The sequence below is a fragment of the Natronorubrum halobium genome (genome assembly GCF_051351675.1).
Taxonomy (GTDB): domain Archaea; phylum Halobacteriota; class Halobacteria; order Halobacteriales; family Natrialbaceae; genus Natronorubrum.
Genome location: NZ_CP195595.1, coordinates 2,160,529 through 2,179,402, shown reverse-complemented (window position 1 = coordinate 2,179,402; position 18,874 = coordinate 2,160,529). Strand labels below are relative to the sequence as shown.

The window sequence follows — 18,874 nt, the reverse complement described above, 5'->3', positions numbered from 1 at the left end:
ACCAGGGGGCGCGTGCGGTCGCTGTCCGTCGGCTGTTCGTATCGACTGTACCCCGCCCTCTTAGTAGTCGGAGCCCGAATTCCGAATTCCGATAAAATCAGCTTTCGGTGATAGACTCGCTCTCGAGAACGATTTCGCGAGTATCGTCGAGTTCCGAAACGATTCCATTTCGGCGTGGGCTGTGGGCTACAGTCCACGCGCTGCGGCCGATCGGGGGCTTTTTCCCCCGTAGCGATGTGCGAATACATGCTTCCGTACCCTGATTACGGAAGCCAGGCGGGCCGGTGCTACTACACCGGGTCCGCGTTTCTGACGAGGACCCGACCGAGTAGCGGCGGGTCCGTCTGGCCTCCGTTGCACTCACCCAGTCACGGGGACTACTTAATACTAACCCAACAATCCGTGTTCTATCGAACACCGAATGCAATTTGGTCATACAAGATTCGTTATCTGTTAAATGCATGCATACGACGAACGGGTATGCGCCCGCGGGTGGAGTGGATGAACCAGACTGATAACCGGATTCTCGAGCTACTGGAGGAATCCGATTTGATCCTCTCGCCCGCAGTTGCAGCGGTTAACTTGGACTATTCGAGAAACTGGGTCTCTCGACGAATGAGTAAGCTGGAGGACGCCGGGCTCATCGAGAAAGTGGACGGGAGTTACTACCGGATCACCGAACGCGGCCGTGCGTATCTCGAGGGCGAACTCGACGCGGAGGATCTGGAAGAAAACGACTCGTCTTGAGCTATCGAACCGTCCCGAGGCGGCGTGCTGCATCGGCCGAGACGATGATATCATGTTTTCCGAGTCTCACAGATCCACCTGCCACCGCCTCGATTAAATCGGCCAACGAAGAGAGATAGTCCCAGTTTCGCTTCTCGCGTATTGTGAGCGTATCCTTCCCGGATCGTTCGACGGCTCGATTCTCGAGATACGCGTACACGAACTGCTCGCGAACGTCCGTTGGTGCGCTCGAAAGATAGCCAGGTAACGAGAGGTGCTGCTCGGCTTTCGGTCCCACTGGTGCACCGAGTACCGCGAGCACGCGACCGAGAACCGTCCCGTGTTCGGTCGGCCGTACTTCGTCCGCCCGGCCATCGCGATCGCCGACCACCTGGTAGTCGACGCCGGCCAGCTCGAGGGCGTCGAAGACGTGGCTCTCTTCGCCCCGATGGTTCAGTGCGAAGCTCGATTCGTAATTGCGTTCGGCGATCGATCCACCCGAAAAGACGTTCGCGACGAGTGTGTTGAGGGCTGTGAACTCCGGGTCCCCGAAGGAACATTCGAGCCAACCGTACTCGCGTGCCGCTTCAATCGCCCGAACTGGATCTGGTTTCGAGTTGTTGTCTACCCACGGTCGGATTCGGCCACGGGGGAGTTCTAATTGAGACGAGATTGCGCCTGATCCTTTGTTCGGGTGCTTGCTCGCGTATTCCATCACTCGTTCGTAGTCTTCGACGGACTCGAACGGATCTGCGTAAGAGGGCGTGTTGTAGGTGCGCGCGAGAGCGCGTTCGGATATCAATGCCGAAGTAGTCATATCGAGGTAGTGTTGTCGAACCGGGTTAACAATTGCTGGTTTCGCTCCGAAGCTCCGAAATCGGGCGACTCAAGCGTTTCAAGGACACACTGCAAGGATTCTATCAGACGCTGATTATCATCTATGAAACCGCTATCAGTCTCTGAGAGATTCACTATCCTCTAGATATATATGGGTCCGGTGGGCTGGTTGCTATCAGCACCAAAACCGAACGGCAGGAAGGATGACGCACGGGATGGTTGTGCAAACCCAATCCCCCTGAGCGTCACACGGTGGTATCGGGCCGCCGAGAATAAGCTTTCCGACCGTTCAGGCGGTGCGTGACAACAATGGATTTGAAAAAGTACCGCAGCAAGCTGATTGGAAGCGAAGACGAACGGGCCGTGTCCCCAGTTATCGGGGTCATCTTGATGGTTGCCATAACAGTGATTCTAGCAGCCGTGATCGCCGCGTTCGTGCTTGATATCGGCGATGACATGGGAAGTGGTTCGGTGGACGCTGCTGTGAGTTCTGACGTCAGCAACAGTAATGAGGAAGTGTCGTTAGATGTGACAACAGCTAACAACGTCGATAAGTTTGTCCTCCGTGGTGATCTCAACGAGACTCTTGACAATGAAGTAGAGCTAGATCTCAACCAAACTGGCGATACCCAGACGCTCACCAGTGGCAATGAGACAGACAAAGGTGAAGTCTTGCAAGAGAGTGGCACTGCGAACGTTATCGCAATCGACGGCGATTCAGAGAGCAACGCCGGTAGTTTCGATTGGGATTGGACCACCGACTGACATGGCAAACAACAATTAAATCACTACGGTTCCGCGTTTTTTTATCACTGAGGTAGCTAATCAGCAGAGAGATATTATAGTTAGTCCTCAAATTCCAGACTTAGACTATGAGTTGAGACCTTCCATCAACTCGAGCGTCCACTCTCCTTCGCCGACGTGTCGGATGTGAATGTGATGGTCGCCCTCGAGTTCGCCGTTTTTATCGATTAATCCCTCAACGCGCATGTCGTCTTTCGGGAGCGTGATCCCGACGGAGTCGTTGTCCAACTGCCGAATTTTATTCAGTGCCATATCTCGGTGCGCGACCCCACTTCTCATAAAACTTGGTGAACCTCTGGATAACCAAGGTATTCCGGCGGTATTCCTAAGTGTTTTGTCAGAACGGGGAAAGCGGGCGTGCGTATGGCACTTAGCCTACCGCAGAACATGGTTCCCGACACGGTACGTCGGGAGGACGGAATCGACCTGACAGACAGCCTTCTCGCGCCGCTGTTCGTGCTCGCGAGTATCTCGGTCGGCGCGGTCGGAACGCTCGAGTTCTTCGCGCCGTTCAATATGTCGCTCGCTGAACCGCTTTACTCGGCCCACGGGACAGAGATCACCTACGCGTTCATCATGAGCATGGGTATCCTCGTGATCGCTTGGTTGACCAACGAGAGCACGCCGGAGGACTGGACCGACGTGGAAACCGTCGTCGTGCTCCTGGCGGTCATCCTCAACATCCTGAGCAGCCTCGTTCCGGCCATCTCGGTGACGCTCGAGTCGATGTGGTACGTCGGCTGGTTCACTGTGATCCTGAACGCGGCCGCGTTCTACGTTATCGCCTACAAATAACACATAGAGGACTTCACAATGCAATTTTCGAAACTCACGGCGGCGGTAGTTGCACTGGCACTGATTTCGGTCTCGATCGTCGGCTCGGCCGGGATCGGCGCGGCCTCGATCGCGGTTACCGACATGGCGAACGAACCGGTTGTGTTCGACGATTCGGCGAACGTGACGGTTGAAGTTGACTGGATGGATGACGCGGACTCGAGCGCGACGGCGGACGTGACGATTTACGGCGAGTCTGCCTACCAGATCGACGGCGACGATGTGACCGACTCGCATCTTGATTCGGAAACGCTGAACGAAACGGTCGCCGAGTTCGACGACTCGAACGTCTCGAACGACACGACGTTCGACGTTGAGCTCGACCAGTCCGCGACGACGGTAACGGTGGGGTCGGCTGACATCGCGGACGATGGGACGGTTGACCTGTCCGACCACACGTCTGATACGCTGACGGCCGACGACACGATTCTGTCCGTGACTGCGACGGCGGATTCGGTGGTGTCCGATTCGATGACGGCGGATCCGGGCAACACGACGGACGCTGAATACACGGACGCTGACGGGCTTGTCGACGGCGATGAGTACCGAGTGATCGTCTCGGCCGACGACACGGAAGCGGATTCCGTCACGGTCGATGACGGATCAGTCGGTGGTATCTTCGGCGGCTCGGACGGCTCGCCTGGCTTCGGCGCTGCGGTCGCGATCGCGGCGATCGCGGTGGCCTGCGTCGTCGCTCGAGTCCGATCGGGAGGTGAATGATGTCGTCGGCAGAAGACAGCAGCCCACAGCCCACGGCCCACGAGGTCGTCCCCGGCTGCTCGCTCGACCGGCGGACGTTCCTCCAGGGGACGGCCGCGGCCGCGGCGATCGCGGCGGGCGGGGTGGCGGCCTCGAGCACGGCGGCAGCTACGGACGACCCCACGAACCCGGACTACTACGACCAGTCCTTTGAGGAGCAAAACGTTGCTCCTGACACCGTTGGCTTCCTGTTCGGGAAGGTCTTCGGTTCGGGAGATACGAACGACGAACCGAACTCAGACGAAATCGCACTTTACTCGGCACTCATAACGGCCCGAGAATGGTGGAACAACGCCTACGCGACGATGCTCGATAATCGTCTCACGGACCTGCAAATGGCCGCCCACTCCAACGGACGGGCGGCGATCGCTGATGCGTGGGAAGATGGCGCGAGTTCAAGCGAAGCTAACGATTACGTGTTTGACGCAGTAGAAAACACGTTCTCGGTTCCGTACGGAAACACGCTCGAGGTCGCCGGAACCGTCCTTGAGCAGATCAGCTACGTGTCCGAAGTGGCTCAAGCGTCCAGCGAGATTGACGACCGCTTCGTCACGCATACGATCCTCAATAGCGACTACTCGGGCTCTGGCGCGATCGTCGAGGAGGAAACGAACATCACACCCGGAATCAACACCAGTGACGTTACGCTTCCAAACGGCGAAACCAAAGAGGTCCGCTCTCCGGTGATCTACCAAGAGTGGGATGACGGCGATAGCGTGTCGTTCCAACTCGACGGAGACCTCCTCGACAGCTACAGTTACACTGACGAACTGTTCAACCTGACCACCCAAAACGACGAAACCGCTGATGCCCGTGGTCTGTTCCAGTCGATGGCTGTCCCGGATGAAGAACTCGAGTCCGAGGCGATATTCGATCTCCGCGAAGTGATGGAACAACTCGAGGAGATCGAGGACCAGATGCAGGAGGTCAAAGGAAACTACGATCTGAGCCTCGTCGACGACATCTACGCTGCGCTGGATGACGGACTGATCGAACCGTCGGACGTCCGTGGCGTCTACGGACTCACCGAACACCTGAGCGGGTCCACTGATGCGACCTCGGACCGCTACCGAATGGCGCTGCTGAACTCGCTCGGACTCGACCGACAGGACCTCTCCGAGGTCTCATCGATGACGGCCGAGTACGACGGGTTCACTGACCGCGAGATGGTCCGCGACTCCGACACTGGCGAACTCGAGCGCGTCGAACTGCTCGATGAGCAGACCGTCGAACTGGAAGGCCAGCTATTCGGCGACCTCTCCGGCTCGCTCTCACCTGACTCAACGTACCAGTGCAACCCGCTCATGTTCACTGCTGAACTCGGCGGGTCGATCGTCTGCCGACAGGCCATGTCTGGAAACACGGTCTGGACGCAGGGCGAGACTGTCTCCGCCGGGGCCATCCCGATCAACATCGACTCGAAAGCCTACGAGGACGGAGAACTGTGGTACTACGTCCCCGAATTCGAAGCGTCAGAAGTTGTCGCACTCGATATGGATACGGGCGACGAACTCTGGCGAAACGATCTCGCTCCCGACGACGTTAACGGCGCGTACAAGTCTGGAAGCACGCTCTACGTGGCCGCGAGCGGCTCCTATTCCTCGTTCGACGTATCGGAAAACAGCGTCAGTCAGAACTGGTCGAGCGACTCTGGCAGTTCGGATTACGTCCAGGTATCCGAGTCAGCCGGGATCGGCGTTGCGTCGGTCGATGACACCGATTTCGAGGTGTTCGACACCGAGACTGGCGACGTGCTCCACACTGAGACCAGAGGCAGTGATAGCGTCTACGCTATCGAACTGTTCAACGACGGAGAGTCGCTCATCTTCCACGACCAAAGCGGCAACTACACCCGTTACGACCTCTCTGACCCGTCTTCGCCGTCGGAGGACTGGAGTGTTGACCTCAACGGATACAGCGACGATATAGTCTATGTCCCCGAACGGAACGAGATCGTCGCGACCGAAGACACTGGCGGGCCGGTGATCGGTCTCGACGCCGAGGACGGCTCGACAACGTTCTCGTATGACTTCGGCGAGCGCATTTACTCGATCGACATTGCCGGACAGGGGCGATACGTCGCTATCGCTGGGAGACTCGATGAGGAACTCCACGTCTACGATCTCGAAGAAAACGAAGTGGTCGCTATAGAGGAGAACACTGGCGATAACGCTCGAGTCGTATCCTCTTCGATCCCCGAATACGACGACGTATTCCGTGGCACGTTCTTCGACGCCCCGTCCGGCGACGAATACGAACTGGTAAACGGCGAACTACAGATCCAGAAACTAACCACGTCGGACGGCGAGGAACTCGAGGACGACTACGAAGCCGAATGGGACCGACCCGAGTACGATGAAGTCGATATGGAGCCGTTCAGCGAGTACCTCGATGAGGTCTCGACGAAACACGCTGACGCTGTTGCAGCCGGCGAGGAAGACGACGATAGCGATAGCGAAGTCAGTGTAGGGATTAGCAACCCCTTCTCAGACTTAGGCGTTGATTCGGGGATGCTCGGTCTCGGTCTCATCGGCGTCGTCGTGCTGGCGGTGATCGGTATCGTGACCGACGTAATTCCTGGACTGGGTAACTGACCATGAAACGGATTTTGATTTTTGCCACGACGGTAGCCCTGCTTGCAGCGATGGGCATGGGCATGGGCATGGGCAGCGCGATCGCCGCGCAAGAGAACACGACGAACTCGAGCGACCAGGCCGACGGTGAGCTCGAGGGCGCGAACGAGTCGGCGGTCTCGCCGAACGAGGACTTCGTTCGAGAAATCGACTCAGATACGAGAATCGTCGATTGGTCGTACAACCCCGGAATGTTCGAAATCGTCATCGAAGCCGACGAGGGAACCCGGGTTTCGGTCACCGAAGCGGGTGACTTCGAGGAAGGTGCAGGTTCGTTCAACTACGAAGAATTCGACGTTGAGGAAGGAAACAACACGATCACCATGCCGGTCACCGACCGGCAGGGGGCGGGCGTCGCGATCGCGACGAGACGGTCACTCGAACAGGGCGGCGGCGCGACCCTCAGCATCGGGCAGGTCGAACAAAACCCGTTCCGTCACTTCGGCGGTGAAAGCGGGCTGTTCTCCGGCGTCTTAATGACGGTCGGTATGGCCGGGGGCGGCTCGTGGTACGTGATTCGATCCGAGGAAAGCGGAGTAATCGAGGCATGAGCGACACGAGCAACACCTTCGGTGGATGGGCCGATCGGCTCACCCACATCGCCGCGGAAGGGCAGTTGATCGTTCTCGGTCTCGCGGTCTCGCTTGGTGCCGCGTTGATCTGGATTCGGCCGTCTCTCCCCGGCGTTCCGCCGATTGTCTTCGGCTGGTTCGCAGCGCTGTTGCTTCTTGGGCCGCCGCTGCTCGGTCTGTTCGTCACGGGAGCGCGAGCGCTCCGGCAGCGCCGAATGGTCGAAGTCTACCACATCAACGGTGTCAGCGACGTGAGGAAGAAATATTACGTCGAGCCGGCCGTGTGGGGTAAGAAGACCGTCGAGGGGCCGTCTCCGTACAGCGTGAACGACGGGGAGTCGTTCGAGGTGCGCGAGTTCGACTGGCACGAAGACCAGGGCGAGCACGGCACGCTGATCGTTCGCGGCTGTTACTTCAGCCAGATGGCCGACTCGAAACTCGTCACGACGAAAGCCATGCTCGAGGACATCCACGGCGACCTCGTTGACGCGTTTCTCGAGTACAACCGACTCCGGGGCCGAATCTCGAAGATGGGGCTCCAGATTCAGGGCGACGTGATCAACGAGGAAGCAGAGGCCGACGAGCGCGGTCTGATGAACCCGCGCACGTCCGTAAAGGATCGGTTCGAATCGGCGAAAGACGACGCTGAGGAAGCCGACACGGACGAGATTAAGGACATCACCGAGTACGTCGAGGACTACAGCGACGAGCACGGAATCAACACGGTCGGCGGACCACCGCAGACGCGCGCACAGGCCACAGAACAGTCCGCTGCAACCGATGGAGGAACAGACCAATGATGGAATCACTCCCGCAGTTAGTGATGGTTTCAGCGTTCGCCGGAATCGGAACGGTCGCGATCGCGTCGGCGTGGGTGATCGCTGAGTTAGAAAAGGAGGTTTCGAACGATGAGTGACGAGCAAGAAAACTACAACGTCGGCGGATTCCGCGAGTATCAGGACGGCAAGATGAAGCGCAATCCCGACGAGGTGCTCGAGCACACGGGATTCGTTCGTGACGAGCAGATCGACCGACAGATGACCGTTCGAGCGCTCCACCACGACCCGGACCGCTGGCAAGGGAAGGCCGCAGCGACGTACATGGACGTCGGAAAGAACCGGCGGATCGTTCAGGGCGAAGGTAGCCACACGGCGCGTGAGGCGCTCGAGAACGGCGATACGCTGACCTTGAAGCACTATCTCGGCGACCCGTCGCAGGAGGCGAGCCTGTCGGGTATCAAAGCGATCACCCGGCTACAGGAGATCGTCGCCGGGCCTGCTCCAGTGATCGTGATCCTGGGCGAGATGGGAGCGGGGAAAACGAACCTCGCGTGCCTGATTGCGCAGCTGCGGGATCGGTGGGTCGACGGCGATCTCAAAGTAGCGTCGAACATCCGCACGCTGCCGCGTAACGACGACTGGGTGACCCACTCCGGCGATGTCGAGGACGGCTGGATTCCGCACTACCCGCTCCTCGAGGAGTGGGTCGAGAAGGACGGCGATCCAGTCGAGAACGCACAACAGCCGAAACTGTTCATCGGAGACGAGTTCTCGACGAACGCGAGCGGGACCGGCGAGGACGGCCAGAAAGTTCGGAAACTGATGGGTCCGCTGGTGTTCAAGATCCGCAAGTACAACGGCGCGCTGATCTACATCGGCCACGACGAATCGTCGATACATCCGCTCCTCTGGCGCGTCGGAACGATCCTGAAAAAGCCGGATCGGAACGACCAGGGGAAGGCGATCCAAGCGGAGCGAATCAGCGGCGGGAAACTGCAGGACGTTGATCCGCGGCCGTTCACCGGGATTCCTCCGGCAGACTGGGAACCGCACACGAACGACGAAGCCGACTGGTCGTGGAACGCTCCCTCGAGCGACGACGACGAGCCGGCGATCGGCGAAGACGAGGTGAAACAGGTGGCCGCCTGGACGATGGAAGCGTGCCGAGAACAGGGAATGTCGGCCCGCGAAACCTCCGAATTCGTGCCGTATAGCCACGCTACCGTCTCAAACTGGTGGAAAGAGATCGATGAAGGCGGCCAGAAGCGAGAATGGGTTGACACCGTAGAGAGCGTGATCGCATGACGGCGGCGGGTTGTAAACCTGTAAACCGAAACCAGCCCCCCTTTAGTAGATGTCAAGCCCATAGCCCACCGCTCGCTCCCGGGGGGAGCGAAGCGACCGATGGGCGGAGCGTTTCACGAGCAGCGGAGGAGTATATATTACCACGCGTGGAGCGCGTGCAAACTCTAAGCAAACAGACATTTTTTAGATGTCGATTTCGAAAAAATCGCGTCGCGCGTGATGGGGGTCGATCGGCGTGACCGTCGCGCTCCGGTATCTGATCGATGTGGCTCGATTCACCGCTGTCGACCTGGCCCACGAGTTGCGGCGAGACTACGAACGCGGCGTGTTCCCTCGAGAGACGCTGGCCGTGATCGGTGGCACGAGCGCGATCGCCGTCGCCGCGATCGCGAAGGGCGCGTACGGGCTGGGATTGTCCGGTCTGCTCTTCGCCGGGTTCTTCACGTGGTCGACGGCTCGAGCCGATCGGCGCTGGCGTGACGAACGGAGGGACGATCCGTGAGGCTCCGTCGCCGACTCTCACGACACTCGGCAGACGTAGTTATCGGCGTGCTGCTCGCAGTCGTCTCGTCCGGTCTGTGGGAGCTTCCAGCGATCCTGCTCGCGATTAAACTGAACGTATTCGCGGTTCCGCTGGCGCTGGCGGGAGTCTTCGGATTCCCGTTATGGACGTGGTACGTTATTTCCCTCATGTGGACGTCTCAACTGTTGTACTACACGGGAACCGACATTCCCGAAACGATCGAACGAGTTCGTGAGTGGGTCCCGGTGTCCGTCCCGATCGGGGCGGAGGCCCATTCCATCGAGGAAGCCCATGAACCGAAGTAAGCGAGCGAATCACTTCGGAACGGCGTGTGAGAAACGGATGGCGAAGAAACGACGGTTCACGCTCGAGCGGGCGTCATGGCACGATGCACGGTTTGAGAACGGAACGCCGGTGGAAATCAAGAGCACGATGCTCGAGCACAGCGACGGCCAGCCGGGGAATTTCAAGGTCTACAGGGAATACCACGAGAAACTCCGGCGAGCGGACGGCTGGTACTGTTTCGTCGTCTACCGGCCACACGGTCGCTCCGGCTGCACGATCGTCAAGGATACGATGATGAAATCGGCGTCGTTGCCCATGCTAAAATGGCATGGTGGCGGCGATCACCGTGGAACTGAGCAGGCAAAAATAGCAATCTCAGACGTTTTCTGACTGGTCTTTCTGACCGAAATCGGACACACGAGCCACCACTTTTTCGACAGCGATCACCACCAGGACGAACACTGCCAGAGGGAAAAACAGGAGAAATTCAGGGTCTCGGTAGATCGCAATTGCGAGGTAAACCGACATCACTACCGACAGAGCAAACATCCCGTGAGGGAGGTACTCGACGTACCACGGGTAATCTGGTGGGAGATAGTGAGCGATCATTTCTGGTCCCCAAAATTGGACAGTCTACCGGCCACCTCGAACGTGATTGCTCCCGCGACAAATCCGATCGGATAGAACCAGTCTGTTCCGGCAGTCGTCGCGATCGCGGCGCCACCGAAGTAACCGACGGTCATGATGCCGCCCATCGCCCATACTCGCCAGTACAGCAGGCAACCGAGCACAAAGTCGGCTGTTGACAGCCCTGGACCCGGTCCCTCGCGAATATAGTCCTTCATGTGCCGGTCTCCTTGCTGACGTACTTGAATCCGCGAGTGGTCGGCTCGGCGGGGTTCGGGCGATCGTCGCGCTCGAGTCCGGCGAGTTCGCGGGCGTGTTCGAGGTCGTCGGCCTCCTCGAGCAGTTGGGCGATCGACTTGCGAACAATGGTCGGCATTCGCGCGCGGACTTCGTACAGTTCGATCGCCTTCTCCTCGAGTTCGCGGCGACTCTCTCGCTCGGCCTCTCTGAGTAGATCGTCGATAGTCATCGTCACATGTCCCCCTTCGTCGTGACCGCAACCGAGGTCTCGACATCGAAGCTGACAGCTCGAGTCGAGAGCGTCTCGGCGATCTCCCGGCGCTGTTCGCGAGTGAGGTCGTCGCGCTCGAGGACGCGTGTAGCTGCGGAGACAAGCTGGTCGACATCTTCGCAAGCGAACGCGACCGCGTTGCTCCGGTTGCAGTCGTAGAACCGGGAAGCTTTCTGGATAGCGTCGAATCGCCATTCGTTACCGTCGTCGGTCCGGATTCGAACCGATCCGGGCGTCTCTGAGTGAGACATGGCCGTGAACACAACCCGCCTATCCTAGTTTTTTCGGTTCACTCAAACGGTCTCAGTTTATAAAGAGGGGTCGTGATCCGGCGTGATCGGCGCGATGGCCGTGACGATCTCGTGGGCTATGGGCGGAATATGAACACGGCCGGTACTCGGTTCGTGTTCATATCGGGGAAATCGATCTTCACGACGTCCAACCGCAAGGGGAGGGAGAGGAGAGAAGGGAAAGTCTGAATTATTCAGAGATGTTTTGCCGGATTAGATCTCCTTTTCGGACTTTGTCGTCTTCCTTTTCTTCAGGTCCTTCAGCAATTTCCCGGGTTACTCTTTTCGTTCCTGATGAAGTTACATGGGCCAACCCCGTTTTCTTTTTAATTGTCTCTGCAGATTTCATGACTGTTATTGATTCCTGCACATGCTTAGCTTGTACTTTAGCTTTCACATGCTCAACATTACCGAGTGCTTCACCGGTATCTGGATCCTCAATAACATCTCCAACAGAATAGACAATGAATTCCATTCCTTCTTCAACGCCGTCCTCCTCTCCAACATTTGCGACGATTTCGTATTCATTGAGGATATCAGCAACCTTTCCCTCTATCATAATTTACCCCTCTTTTCCATAGAACAGTCGCTGTAACTCCCTTTGAGTCTCTTCCAATTCATCTTGGCTAATCTCTTCTATTTCTTCAGGCGTTATTATGTCTACGGTGACTCTTCTATCAAGAAGGTTGTTATTCCGAATTTCAATGATCTCTTCTTGGTCTGTTCGCACTTCCCATCTAATGATCTTAAGTTCAGTTGTTCTCTTCTGTGCTAACGAAACCTCTGCAATAGCAACCCTTTCACTAACCTCCTCAATTTCTTCTCCTGATGGCTGCGTTCCGATTCTCACTACTTCAAACTTCATTCCCCTCTTTAGATCGGGGCCCCTTTCTTCTGATTTCACATATAGTGTATCATTTTCAAACCGAACTACCTTCATCTCTGTATCATCATATTTACTAGTGTATTTCTTTGTAGAAACGATTTCATTCATGACTTGAAGAACGTACTCAAATGGTGAAGATGACTTGAGTACTAGTCCTTGTTCGATCACATTAGAAAGTTCATCAAACGTTCTAATTGATGTGCTCTCACTTTCAATCTGAGTTAACAGTGCATATGCTCTATCTGACTCGTTTTGAGCTATCTCTAGAATTTCTCTAAAATGGTGTTCACTAGATCGACCACGACTTCCGAGCTCCATTTGTACATCTCTGAATTTCAGTTTCAGAGTTTCGAATTCCAGGAACAATATAGCTGACAAGAATGCTGCTAATATAAGTCCAAGCGTAACATTCCCAGAATAATCTTGAGTAACTGCAAGAGCAATACTGACAGCAGAAACAACGCACAGCAGAATATACCCGGCTAAATTACCTACATTTTCTCTATTAACTTTCTCAATCATATTAGATGGACCCGACTTCTGGATATATGCGGATACAAGAGTGAAGCGTTATTATCTTTTGATATTTGATTGCCCCGGTGAGAGTGAAGGTAAAATCTCTGGCAGTAACCCCCGTTTCATGTGCTTCAACTGGAGATCTACGTTCGGAGACGAGGCAGGGCGTTGTAATTTTTTGGCTCAGTCCCCTTGGGGACACCCGCCAAGGGGGCTTTCGCGCGAAGCGCGAAACGACCCCGCAGGCCCTGCGGTGCGATCGCGGTGCCGACCCCGCCCTCGAGGGTTCAAATACAACCGAAGTTGCGAAAATCAGCCGCTAATGAAGTTCTGATTGTCTAAATGAAGCAAAGGGGTAGCGTTGCCACTACTCGGGCCGGTTCACCGATCAGCGACAGCGCCGACAAATCCGGTTTCGCTCCCGCCGCCGGGAGTCTTCCAGGTCAGCTCGGCGCCGCGGAGAACCGTCGGATCGTTGCCCGACTTCGACCATTTCTCGAGGGCTTCGGCGGCGATCGCCTCGACAGTCTCGAAGCTATCGAACTTCAGTCGCGAGAGAATCGTATCGACCCGCATTCGTCGGGGGTCGCCGTTCTCGTCGAACTCGAGGTCGGCACCGTTCTCTGCAAGCCACTTCTGAAACGGCGAGGACTCCGCAACGTGGTCCGCCAGTCCCATCAGGTGCTGCATCCGATCGGCGTAACTCTCGATCGCGTACTCGGCGGACTCGACGAGTGCGCGGAGTTCCTCCCGATACTTTCGAGCACGGAACGACACGTCGCCCTGGTCGAGCTCGAGGACGTCGCCAAGATCCTGGATTGCCCGATAGATCGTCGCGGGGTGCTTCCCCAGTTCGTCGGCGAGACCGTCGACCGTCGATCCACCGTCGGTCGCAACCCGCTCTGTCACGTTGCGAGCAGTCTCGCCCATGTCTCGGAGCGTCGTCATCAACAGGTGATCCGTCTTCGCCTCGAGGCGCGGCGTGGGGTCCTCGTAGAGTTCCACAGGCTGCTCTCGAGCCACCGCGTCGAAATGATCGTCAGCGATGTAGACGCCGTTCCCATCGGGACCGAGCGGGATGTCTTCCCAATGGAGCGCGTTCAACAGCGTCTCCTCGATTTGCTCGGTCACCGCGTGGCGATCGGCCCATGCCCATGCCTCGCGGTCGTTCATCGACTTGTTTACCAGCACCTCCACCTTCGGGTGGTAGGACGGGTGATCTTTCGAAACCGCGTCCGGGTCCTTTAGCTGGTAGATCTCGAACTTCCGTCCGTAGGTGTGACCCGGCAGCAGCTTACTGGCCGACGCCGGATTCAAAAACAGCCGATTCTGGTGGTTGATCGTCTCCTCGTTGTCGATGTGGAGTTCCGCCTTCACGCCCTTGAGGTCGGACAAATAGAGCGCGACCTTCTGGAGCACACCGGCCGACGAGAGCTTTTCCGCCCACTCGCGTCGAATCCGGACGTACCGCTCGTACGCCCACATTCGGCTCGCTGAGTGCGGTTCCGTCCGGAAATACTCGGGATGAACTCGCTCGTTCGCGTGTTCGAACACCGCCGCGTAGAACTCCGGCAGCAACTCGAGCCCGCGTTCGGCTTCGACGTTGCTCGTGTGGAACTCGACGTCGACGCCGTCGACCTCGCCGATCTGATTCTCCCACGGGAGCTGAATCGGGTCGCCGGTTTCCCAGTGGCGCATGTTCGGAAACCGCGGCGAAATGTTGTACGACGCCTTCCGTTCACCGCGCCCACGGCCCACGATATCCCATTCGTACAGCCGTTCCGCGTTGATCCCGTCCGACAGTCGCGGCGCGAATCCGGATTTACTGTACCGCACCTCGAGGTGCCAGGGCTCGCCGCCGATCTCGACGTCCAGTTCCAGGTATCCCTCGAACGGCGGGCCGAGCATCACCGACGACAGCGCATCGTACGGACCGCGACCCCAGTCGGGCCACTTCCAGCGGCCTTCGATCTCGTGCGGCGTCGTCTCGACTTGCGTCATCGTCCTCCGCTCGCGGCGAAGTCCGCGAGCGTGGCAGCAGACTCATCGTCGGCGTCGGCTTCCGCCTCGATCGGGATGGTCGACGGGTCCGGATGGTGAACGATCTCGACGTCCTCGAGGTCAGCGATGATCGCGTTCGCGAGCAACCGACGGTGACACCAGCGAGCGTCTTTCTCCCAGCAGACGAGCCAAATATCGCGTTCGCGAGCGCGGTCGGCCAGCTCGTCGATCACAGTCTGTGGCCCCTTCCGCTCGAGGGACTCGAGATAGCGGCGTTCGTAGTCGACGGAGTTCCATGCGACCGCAGCCGGATTCGACTCACCGTTTTCCTCGGCTGCCGACTCGACGGTCTTGTACGCGTTTAGCAGGTCTTCGGGTGGCGCAACCGCCGGGATATTCCGATCGGTGAGGCGCTTCACGAATTCCTGTGGGTACCGAACGACGCCGAAGACGTCATCCTCGTCGGCAGGGTCGTGACTCGAGAGTCCGCCGAAGTACGACGTGTAGACCGTCATCGCGACCACCCCACAGTCTCGGCCGGATCGACACCGGCCGGGTTCATCACGTGCGACCACGCGAGTTTCGCGACCTCCTGTTCGGAACGCGACCCGCCGACGTCGTACCACCGTCCGGACAGCAACTCGTCGACGATCGTCGCCGGGACGATCGCTCGCGCGACCTGGGGCAGCCCCGGTCGCGGCAGATAGACCACGAGCAGGTACATCCCACCCGCCTCGAGCAACTGCTCGTGAGCGCTGCGTTTGACGTAGAACCGGCCTCGAGTCGATCGGCTGCCGTTGCTTGTTTTGATTTGACAGCCTTTGATCTCGACTGGCGTCTCAGGTTCGACGAGAACGATGCCGTAGAACGGCAGCGATCGGCTCGCTTCGAGGACGGCCGTCGTTCGCGCGTCGTGCCAGGTGGCCGTGCGATCGCCGACGTACTCCAGGGCGTCGATCACCTGCACGATCTCCGCCTCGAGGGCGTCACCGCTGGCCTTCGGACTCTCGAGTTCGGACGTCCGCGAACTCATCGCGAATCACCGTTCTCAGGCACAGCACCCGGCGATTGTTGCCAACTCCTAGCGAATTTATTATCGTTTACTGAGTCCCTTGAACTGGACTCAGAGGTATCCTGCACCACCACTATCAGAACCGCCAAATGAGTCCGAATTCCATAGAGCAGTTCGCAGATCTGCTCCGTGTCAGGGTCTTCTACCCTGACATTCCTGACCTCAGTACCGCTATTGACACTGCCGTCGATTCGAACTCCTTTCTTCTTAAGCGCACGGTGAACGTCCGCATCGGTAGCCTGATGGGCTGGATGGGCTATGGGCGTTCGACTCTCGACGTTGTACAGCTGACTCGCCGGGACGAACTCAGACATCGGCCTCACCTCCGTGGTGACCGAGTGCCATCTCCGGATCGGGAATGCCGACGTCGACACCAGCTGCGGATCCGCGGGTCAGTCGTCGATACGAATCACACTCTCCGCAGCGGTGGGCGCGGTCGCTGTTGTCGCCGTAGACGCGGCAGAAACGGTCCGAAACGTAGGCTCCGCAGTGTCCGCACGTCGTCGAGGTATCGGTCGACGGCCACGGAGCGACCGTCACGCCGACCACCCCCCGTTTGCGAAGAGATTCGCATGACGTGACGGGGACGCAACCCGTTCCCCGTTTGGATCAGATTTAGCTCCCCTGCTCTCGAATGAAGAAAACGACGAAATCGAGGCTTTCGATACCTCTATTCCATGGTTAGAATTAGTCGAGAATCGGGCCGTCTGTGAGTGGGCGCTACAGGCCTTGAGTGGCCGGGTCGTTGCTACCTGCTTGCTTGCAGTTTTCATATTCATTGTCCGTTGATTATTTTCCAGCGTCGCGATGCTCGCTCACGCCGACTGGCGCGGTCGTAGTGCTTGTCAAGAATTTCTTCCGAGGCGTCGAGGCGGTCGGAAACGACTCCTCGAGGAACCCCGTCGTTTCGGTACTTCGTCACTCTCGCCTTCCGAACGTCGTGCGGTGACCGGCTCGAGGGACACTTGCTCATCGACGAGTGATCGATAGCCTCGCAGGTGTCGGGATCACGATCGTGCGGGCACTCCTCGCGAGTACACGGGCGGGTCCATCGGTAGACCGCATCGCGAACACAACTCCGGCTCACTCGCCCCTGCTTCGTCGTGATGAGCGGATCGCGACCGTGGTCGTCGGTGACGCTCGGTCGTGGCCCCTCAATCCAGTCCTGAACCATCCTCGCTGTCTGCTCGGTGATTCGGTTGTACCGCTCGCCTCCTTCGTCGTTTTTCAGCGGCGTCTCGCTCTCCGGGCGGTGAACGAAATCGATTCCCGGTTGACGCCCCTCGAGTTCGCAGTCCTGCAGGTCGATCGCGCGGAGTCCACCGAGACGAGCACCGGTCTCCCAGATCAGCGTCCACATGACATGATCCCTGCTCGCGTACTCGTAGCGAGAGAGATACTCGAGGACCGGCGGCACCCGCTCGGGGACGATCTTGCTGTCACTGACTTCGTCACCGATCGAGAGGTCCGGCAGCGGGACTTTCAGATACAGGTCCTCGTGAACGGCCTCCACGTCACCACAGAACCGGAGGAACGCCCGAATCGTAGTGAGGTTCGAATGCAACGTCTTCTTCGCGAGTTCGTCGTCTTTGCCGTTCGAGTAGCCGCCTTCGCGTCTCCAGACGCGGAACTCGTAGAGGTGCCGTCCGTTCAGTTCGTTCATGTTGTCGATTCCACCCTCTTCGCGGCACCACTCGACGAACGCTCGAAGATCGCTCTTGTGGCTCGTCTGAGTCCATTCGGCTGATCCGTCCTTCATCGCGTCGAGGTGCAAGTCGACGGCAGCGGACGGCGTGATCGGCTCGAGACCCTCGCTCATCGGTCACCCTCATCGGGGACTGACGGAACACGCGGCGACACGGGTCGCTCCGCACGGAACTCGTCGACCATCCGCTCTTCGCGACGCATTCGACAGGCGTTGCAGACCGACGGCCGGGTCTGATCATCGAGCGCAACGTCCGGCTTGAACCGAAGGGTCGCTTGGTCGCCGCAGTCGTAGCAGAGACCGTAGAGGCTCATCGCCCATCACCGTCCGACCAGTTCTCCGAACGATCTAGGCCGTTCATCAGATCGTCCTCACGGTCGTCGCGTTCGAACAGCCGATCCGCGATCGCCGTCTGGAGCGCAGCGCCCGACCGGTTACGCGGCTCGGTTTCCGAAACGTGGTGGTCGTCGACGTGCGCGGCCAGCTGGTCGATCACGTCGATCGTCTCGACGAGCGCCGCGTTCTGATAGCGCAGTTCCGTCGCGATCGCCTCGAGGGCCGCGGCCTGTCGTTCCATCGCGTCGGCCTGGCGCTCCTGGTCGCGATCGTCACTCATCGGCCCACCTCGGGATCGTCGCTGTAGTTACAGTATCCGGTACTCTTACCGTGGATGCGTGCTATTTCGCTCATGGTCTCACTGTTGTGGGACCGCGGACGAACCGCGCGCGCCACTTGTTGGACCAGGGGGCGCGTGCGGTCGCTGTCCGTCGGCTGTTCGTATCGACTGTACCCCGCCCTCTTAGTAGTCGGAGCCCGAATTCCGAATTCCGATAAAATCAGCTTTCGGTGATAGACTCGCTCTCGAGAACGATTTCGCGAGTATCGTCGAGTTCCGAAACGATTCCATTTCGGCGTGGGCTGTGGGCTACAGTCCACGCGCTGCGGCCGATCGGGGGCTTTTTCCCCCGTAGCGATGTGCGAATACATGCTTCCGTACCCTGATTACGGAAGCCAGGCGGGCCGGTGCTACTACACCGGGTCCGCGTTTCTGACGAGGACCCGACCGAGTAGCGGCGGGTCCGTCTGGCCTCCGTTGCACTCACCCAGTCACGGGGACTACTTAATACTAACCCAACAATCCGTGTTCTATCGAACACCGAATGCAATTTGGTCATACAAGATTCGTTATCTGTTAAATGCATGCATACG

Annotated in this window: 26 protein-coding genes; 11 read left to right on the top strand and 15 right to left on the bottom strand. The window is 58.3% G+C overall.

The window, feature by feature from the left end:
• Positions 1-480: 480 nt before the first annotated feature.
• Positions 481-747 carry a winged helix-turn-helix domain-containing protein gene (locus ACSFC7_RS10845; protein ID WP_436347698.1) on the top strand — a complete coding sequence of 89 codons (267 nt, stop codon included), beginning with the start codon at positions 481-483 and terminating at the stop codon, positions 745-747.
• Between the two features lies 1 nt (position 748).
• Here ACSFC7_RS10845 and ACSFC7_RS10840 read toward each other — a convergent pair whose 3' ends face one another.
• Positions 749-1,543, bottom strand: coding sequence for a hypothetical protein (locus ACSFC7_RS10840; protein ID WP_436347697.1), 795 nt, complete (start codon positions 1,541-1,543; stop codon positions 749-751).
• Between the two features lie 329 nt (positions 1,544-1,872).
• On the opposite strand from ACSFC7_RS10840, the gene ACSFC7_RS10835 reads away from it, so the two are divergent.
• Positions 1,873-2,328, top strand: coding sequence for a type IV pilin (locus ACSFC7_RS10835; protein WP_436347696.1), 456 nt, complete (start codon positions 1,873-1,875; stop codon positions 2,326-2,328).
• A 105-nt stretch (positions 2,329-2,433) separates the two neighbouring features.
• Here the strand turns inward: ACSFC7_RS10835 and ACSFC7_RS10830 are convergent, their stop codons facing one another.
• A complete protein-coding gene (locus ACSFC7_RS10830; protein ID WP_436347695.1) occupies positions 2,434-2,619 on the bottom strand; it encodes a hypothetical protein in 186 nt (61 codons plus the stop codon).
• A gap of 111 nt (positions 2,620-2,730) precedes the next feature.
• Between ACSFC7_RS10830 and ACSFC7_RS10825 the strand changes: the two genes are divergently transcribed.
• From ACSFC7_RS10825 to ACSFC7_RS10785, 9 genes are all read left to right on the top strand, one after another.
• Positions 2,731-3,162 (top strand): hypothetical protein, encoded by a 432-nt coding sequence (locus ACSFC7_RS10825; protein WP_436347694.1) that lies wholly within the window; start codon positions 2,731-2,733, stop codon positions 3,160-3,162.
• An 18-nt stretch (positions 3,163-3,180) separates the two neighbouring features.
• Positions 3,181-3,921 (top strand): hypothetical protein, encoded by a 741-nt coding sequence (locus tag ACSFC7_RS10820; RefSeq protein ID WP_436347693.1) that lies wholly within the window; start codon positions 3,181-3,183, stop codon positions 3,919-3,921.
• Positions 3,921-6,554 carry an outer membrane protein assembly factor BamB family protein gene (locus tag ACSFC7_RS10815; protein WP_436347692.1) on the top strand — a complete coding sequence of 878 codons (2,634 nt, stop codon included), beginning with the start codon at positions 3,921-3,923 and terminating at the stop codon, positions 6,552-6,554. The genes ACSFC7_RS10820 and ACSFC7_RS10815 overlap by 1 nt, the downstream gene beginning before the upstream one ends.
• Positions 6,555-6,556: 2 nt before the next feature.
• Entirely contained in the window at positions 6,557-7,144 is a 588-nt protein-coding gene (locus ACSFC7_RS10810; RefSeq protein ID WP_436347691.1) for a hypothetical protein, read from the top strand.
• Complete coding sequence (locus ACSFC7_RS10805) at positions 7,141-7,965, top strand: hypothetical protein (protein WP_436347690.1); 825 nt, start codon at positions 7,141-7,143, stop codon at positions 7,963-7,965. Before ACSFC7_RS10810 ends, ACSFC7_RS10805 begins: the two co-directional genes overlap by 4 nt.
• Positions 7,966-8,073: 108 nt before the next feature.
• Complete coding sequence (locus tag ACSFC7_RS10800) at positions 8,074-9,249, top strand: hypothetical protein (RefSeq protein WP_436347689.1); 1,176 nt, start codon at positions 8,074-8,076, stop codon at positions 9,247-9,249.
• Positions 9,250-9,484: 235 nt separating this feature from the next.
• Positions 9,485-9,751, top strand: coding sequence for a hypothetical protein (locus ACSFC7_RS10795; protein WP_436347688.1), 267 nt, complete (start codon positions 9,485-9,487; stop codon positions 9,749-9,751).
• A gap of 47 nt (positions 9,752-9,798) precedes the next feature.
• Positions 9,799-10,077 (top strand): hypothetical protein, encoded by a 279-nt coding sequence (locus tag ACSFC7_RS10790; protein WP_436347687.1) that lies wholly within the window; start codon positions 9,799-9,801, stop codon positions 10,075-10,077.
• Positions 10,064-10,447 carry a hypothetical protein gene (locus tag ACSFC7_RS10785; RefSeq protein ID WP_436347686.1) on the top strand — a complete coding sequence of 128 codons (384 nt, stop codon included), beginning with the start codon at positions 10,064-10,066 and terminating at the stop codon, positions 10,445-10,447. The genes ACSFC7_RS10790 and ACSFC7_RS10785 overlap by 14 nt, the downstream gene beginning before the upstream one ends.
• A 215-nt stretch (positions 10,448-10,662) precedes the next feature.
• Here the strand turns inward: ACSFC7_RS10785 and ACSFC7_RS10780 are convergent, their stop codons facing one another.
• The 13 genes from ACSFC7_RS10780 to ACSFC7_RS10720 form a co-directional block, all read right to left on the bottom strand.
• Complete coding sequence (locus tag ACSFC7_RS10780; RefSeq protein ID WP_436347685.1) at positions 10,663-10,902, bottom strand: hypothetical protein; 240 nt, start codon at positions 10,900-10,902, stop codon at positions 10,663-10,665.
• Positions 10,899-11,153: a hypothetical protein gene (locus ACSFC7_RS10775; protein ID WP_436347684.1), complete on the bottom strand. Its 255-nt coding sequence runs from the start codon at positions 11,151-11,153 to the stop codon at positions 10,899-10,901. Before ACSFC7_RS10775 ends, ACSFC7_RS10780 begins: the two co-directional genes overlap by 4 nt.
• A 2-nt stretch (positions 11,154-11,155) precedes the next feature.
• Positions 11,156-11,446 (bottom strand): DUF7692 domain-containing protein, encoded by a 291-nt coding sequence (locus ACSFC7_RS10770; protein ID WP_436347683.1) that lies wholly within the window; start codon positions 11,444-11,446, stop codon positions 11,156-11,158.
• Positions 11,447-11,675: 229 nt separating this feature from the next.
• Positions 11,676-12,044, bottom strand: coding sequence for a hypothetical protein (locus tag ACSFC7_RS10765; protein WP_436347682.1), 369 nt, complete (start codon positions 12,042-12,044; stop codon positions 11,676-11,678).
• Positions 12,045-12,047: 3 nt separating this feature from the next.
• The gene (locus ACSFC7_RS10760; protein WP_436347681.1) at positions 12,048-12,893 is read right to left on the bottom strand and encodes a hypothetical protein; all 846 of its coding nucleotides are present in this window, start codon (positions 12,891-12,893) and stop codon (positions 12,048-12,050) included.
• Between the two features lie 375 nt (positions 12,894-13,268).
• Positions 13,269-14,888 carry a DUF7845 domain-containing protein gene (locus ACSFC7_RS10755; RefSeq protein ID WP_436347680.1) on the bottom strand — a complete coding sequence of 540 codons (1,620 nt, stop codon included), beginning with the start codon at positions 14,886-14,888 and terminating at the stop codon, positions 13,269-13,271.
• Positions 14,885-15,403, bottom strand: coding sequence for a DUF488 family protein, N3 subclade (locus ACSFC7_RS10750; protein ID WP_436347679.1), 519 nt, complete (start codon positions 15,401-15,403; stop codon positions 14,885-14,887). The genes ACSFC7_RS10755 and ACSFC7_RS10750 overlap by 4 nt, the downstream gene beginning before the upstream one ends.
• On the bottom strand, positions 15,400-15,921 hold the full coding sequence (locus tag ACSFC7_RS10745) for a hypothetical protein (protein ID WP_436347678.1): 522 nt from the start codon (positions 15,919-15,921) through the stop codon (positions 15,400-15,402). The genes ACSFC7_RS10750 and ACSFC7_RS10745 overlap by 4 nt, the downstream gene beginning before the upstream one ends.
• Positions 15,918-16,274, bottom strand: coding sequence for a hypothetical protein (locus ACSFC7_RS10740; RefSeq protein ID WP_436347677.1), 357 nt, complete (start codon positions 16,272-16,274; stop codon positions 15,918-15,920). The genes ACSFC7_RS10745 and ACSFC7_RS10740 overlap by 4 nt, the downstream gene beginning before the upstream one ends.
• Positions 16,267-16,509 (bottom strand): DUF7563 family protein, encoded by a 243-nt coding sequence (locus ACSFC7_RS10735; RefSeq protein WP_436347676.1) that lies wholly within the window; start codon positions 16,507-16,509, stop codon positions 16,267-16,269. Before ACSFC7_RS10735 ends, ACSFC7_RS10740 begins: the two co-directional genes overlap by 8 nt.
• Before the next feature lie 226 nt (positions 16,510-16,735).
• The gene (locus ACSFC7_RS10730) at positions 16,736-17,779 is read right to left on the bottom strand and encodes a tyrosine-type recombinase/integrase (protein ID WP_436347701.1); all 1,044 of its coding nucleotides are present in this window, start codon (positions 17,777-17,779) and stop codon (positions 16,736-16,738) included.
• The gene (locus ACSFC7_RS10725; RefSeq protein ID WP_436347700.1) at positions 17,776-17,979 is read right to left on the bottom strand and encodes a hypothetical protein; all 204 of its coding nucleotides are present in this window, start codon (positions 17,977-17,979) and stop codon (positions 17,776-17,778) included. Before ACSFC7_RS10725 ends, ACSFC7_RS10730 begins: the two co-directional genes overlap by 4 nt.
• A complete protein-coding gene (locus ACSFC7_RS10720) occupies positions 17,976-18,281 on the bottom strand; it encodes a hypothetical protein (RefSeq protein WP_436347699.1) in 306 nt (101 codons plus the stop codon). Before ACSFC7_RS10720 ends, ACSFC7_RS10725 begins: the two co-directional genes overlap by 4 nt.
• Positions 18,282-18,874: the final 593 nt, after the last annotated feature.

Coding starts and splice junctions, on each gene's coding strand:
- ACSFC7_RS10845 (WP_436347698.1), top strand. CDS start 481: ATGCGCCCGCGGGTGGAGTGGATGAACCAGACTGATAACCGGATTCTC.
- ACSFC7_RS10840 (WP_436347697.1), bottom strand. CDS start 1,543: ATGACTACTTCGGCATTGATATCCGAACGCGCTCTCGCGCGCACCTAC.
- ACSFC7_RS10835 (WP_436347696.1), top strand. CDS start 1,873: ATGGATTTGAAAAAGTACCGCAGCAAGCTGATTGGAAGCGAAGACGAA.
- ACSFC7_RS10830 (WP_436347695.1), bottom strand. CDS start 2,619: ATGGCACTGAATAAAATTCGGCAGTTGGACAACGACTCCGTCGGGATC.
- ACSFC7_RS10825 (WP_436347694.1), top strand. CDS start 2,731: ATGGCACTTAGCCTACCGCAGAACATGGTTCCCGACACGGTACGTCGG.
- ACSFC7_RS10820 (WP_436347693.1), top strand. CDS start 3,181: ATGCAATTTTCGAAACTCACGGCGGCGGTAGTTGCACTGGCACTGATT.
- ACSFC7_RS10815 (WP_436347692.1), top strand. CDS start 3,921: ATGTCGTCGGCAGAAGACAGCAGCCCACAGCCCACGGCCCACGAGGTC.
- ACSFC7_RS10810 (WP_436347691.1), top strand. CDS start 6,557: ATGAAACGGATTTTGATTTTTGCCACGACGGTAGCCCTGCTTGCAGCG.
- ACSFC7_RS10805 (WP_436347690.1), top strand. CDS start 7,141: ATGAGCGACACGAGCAACACCTTCGGTGGATGGGCCGATCGGCTCACC.
- ACSFC7_RS10800 (WP_436347689.1), top strand. CDS start 8,074: ATGAGTGACGAGCAAGAAAACTACAACGTCGGCGGATTCCGCGAGTAT.
- ACSFC7_RS10785 (WP_436347686.1), top strand. CDS start 10,064: ATGAACCGAAGTAAGCGAGCGAATCACTTCGGAACGGCGTGTGAGAAA.
- ACSFC7_RS10780 (WP_436347685.1), bottom strand. CDS start 10,902: ATGAAGGACTATATTCGCGAGGGACCGGGTCCAGGGCTGTCAACAGCC.
- ACSFC7_RS10775 (WP_436347684.1), bottom strand. CDS start 11,153: ATGACTATCGACGATCTACTCAGAGAGGCCGAGCGAGAGAGTCGCCGC.
- ACSFC7_RS10770 (WP_436347683.1), bottom strand. CDS start 11,446: ATGTCTCACTCAGAGACGCCCGGATCGGTTCGAATCCGGACCGACGAC.
- ACSFC7_RS10765 (WP_436347682.1), bottom strand. CDS start 12,044: ATGATAGAGGGAAAGGTTGCTGATATCCTCAATGAATACGAAATCGTC.
- ACSFC7_RS10760 (WP_436347681.1), bottom strand. CDS start 12,893: ATGATTGAGAAAGTTAATAGAGAAAATGTAGGTAATTTAGCCGGGTAT.
- ACSFC7_RS10755 (WP_436347680.1), bottom strand. CDS start 14,888: ATGACGCAAGTCGAGACGACGCCGCACGAGATCGAAGGCCGCTGGAAG.
- ACSFC7_RS10750 (WP_436347679.1), bottom strand. CDS start 15,403: ATGACGGTCTACACGTCGTACTTCGGCGGACTCTCGAGTCACGACCCT.
- ACSFC7_RS10745 (WP_436347678.1), bottom strand. CDS start 15,921: ATGAGTTCGCGGACGTCCGAACTCGAGAGTCCGAAGGCCAGCGGTGAC.
- ACSFC7_RS10740 (WP_436347677.1), bottom strand. CDS start 16,274: ATGTCTGAGTTCGTCCCGGCGAGTCAGCTGTACAACGTCGAGAGTCGA.
- ACSFC7_RS10730 (WP_436347701.1), bottom strand. CDS start 17,779: ATGAGCGAGGGTCTCGAGCCGATCACGCCGTCCGCTGCCGTCGACTTG.
- ACSFC7_RS10725 (WP_436347700.1), bottom strand. CDS start 17,979: ATGAGCCTCTACGGTCTCTGCTACGACTGCGGCGACCAAGCGACCCTT.
- ACSFC7_RS10720 (WP_436347699.1), bottom strand. CDS start 18,281: ATGAGTGACGATCGCGACCAGGAGCGCCAGGCCGACGCGATGGAACGA.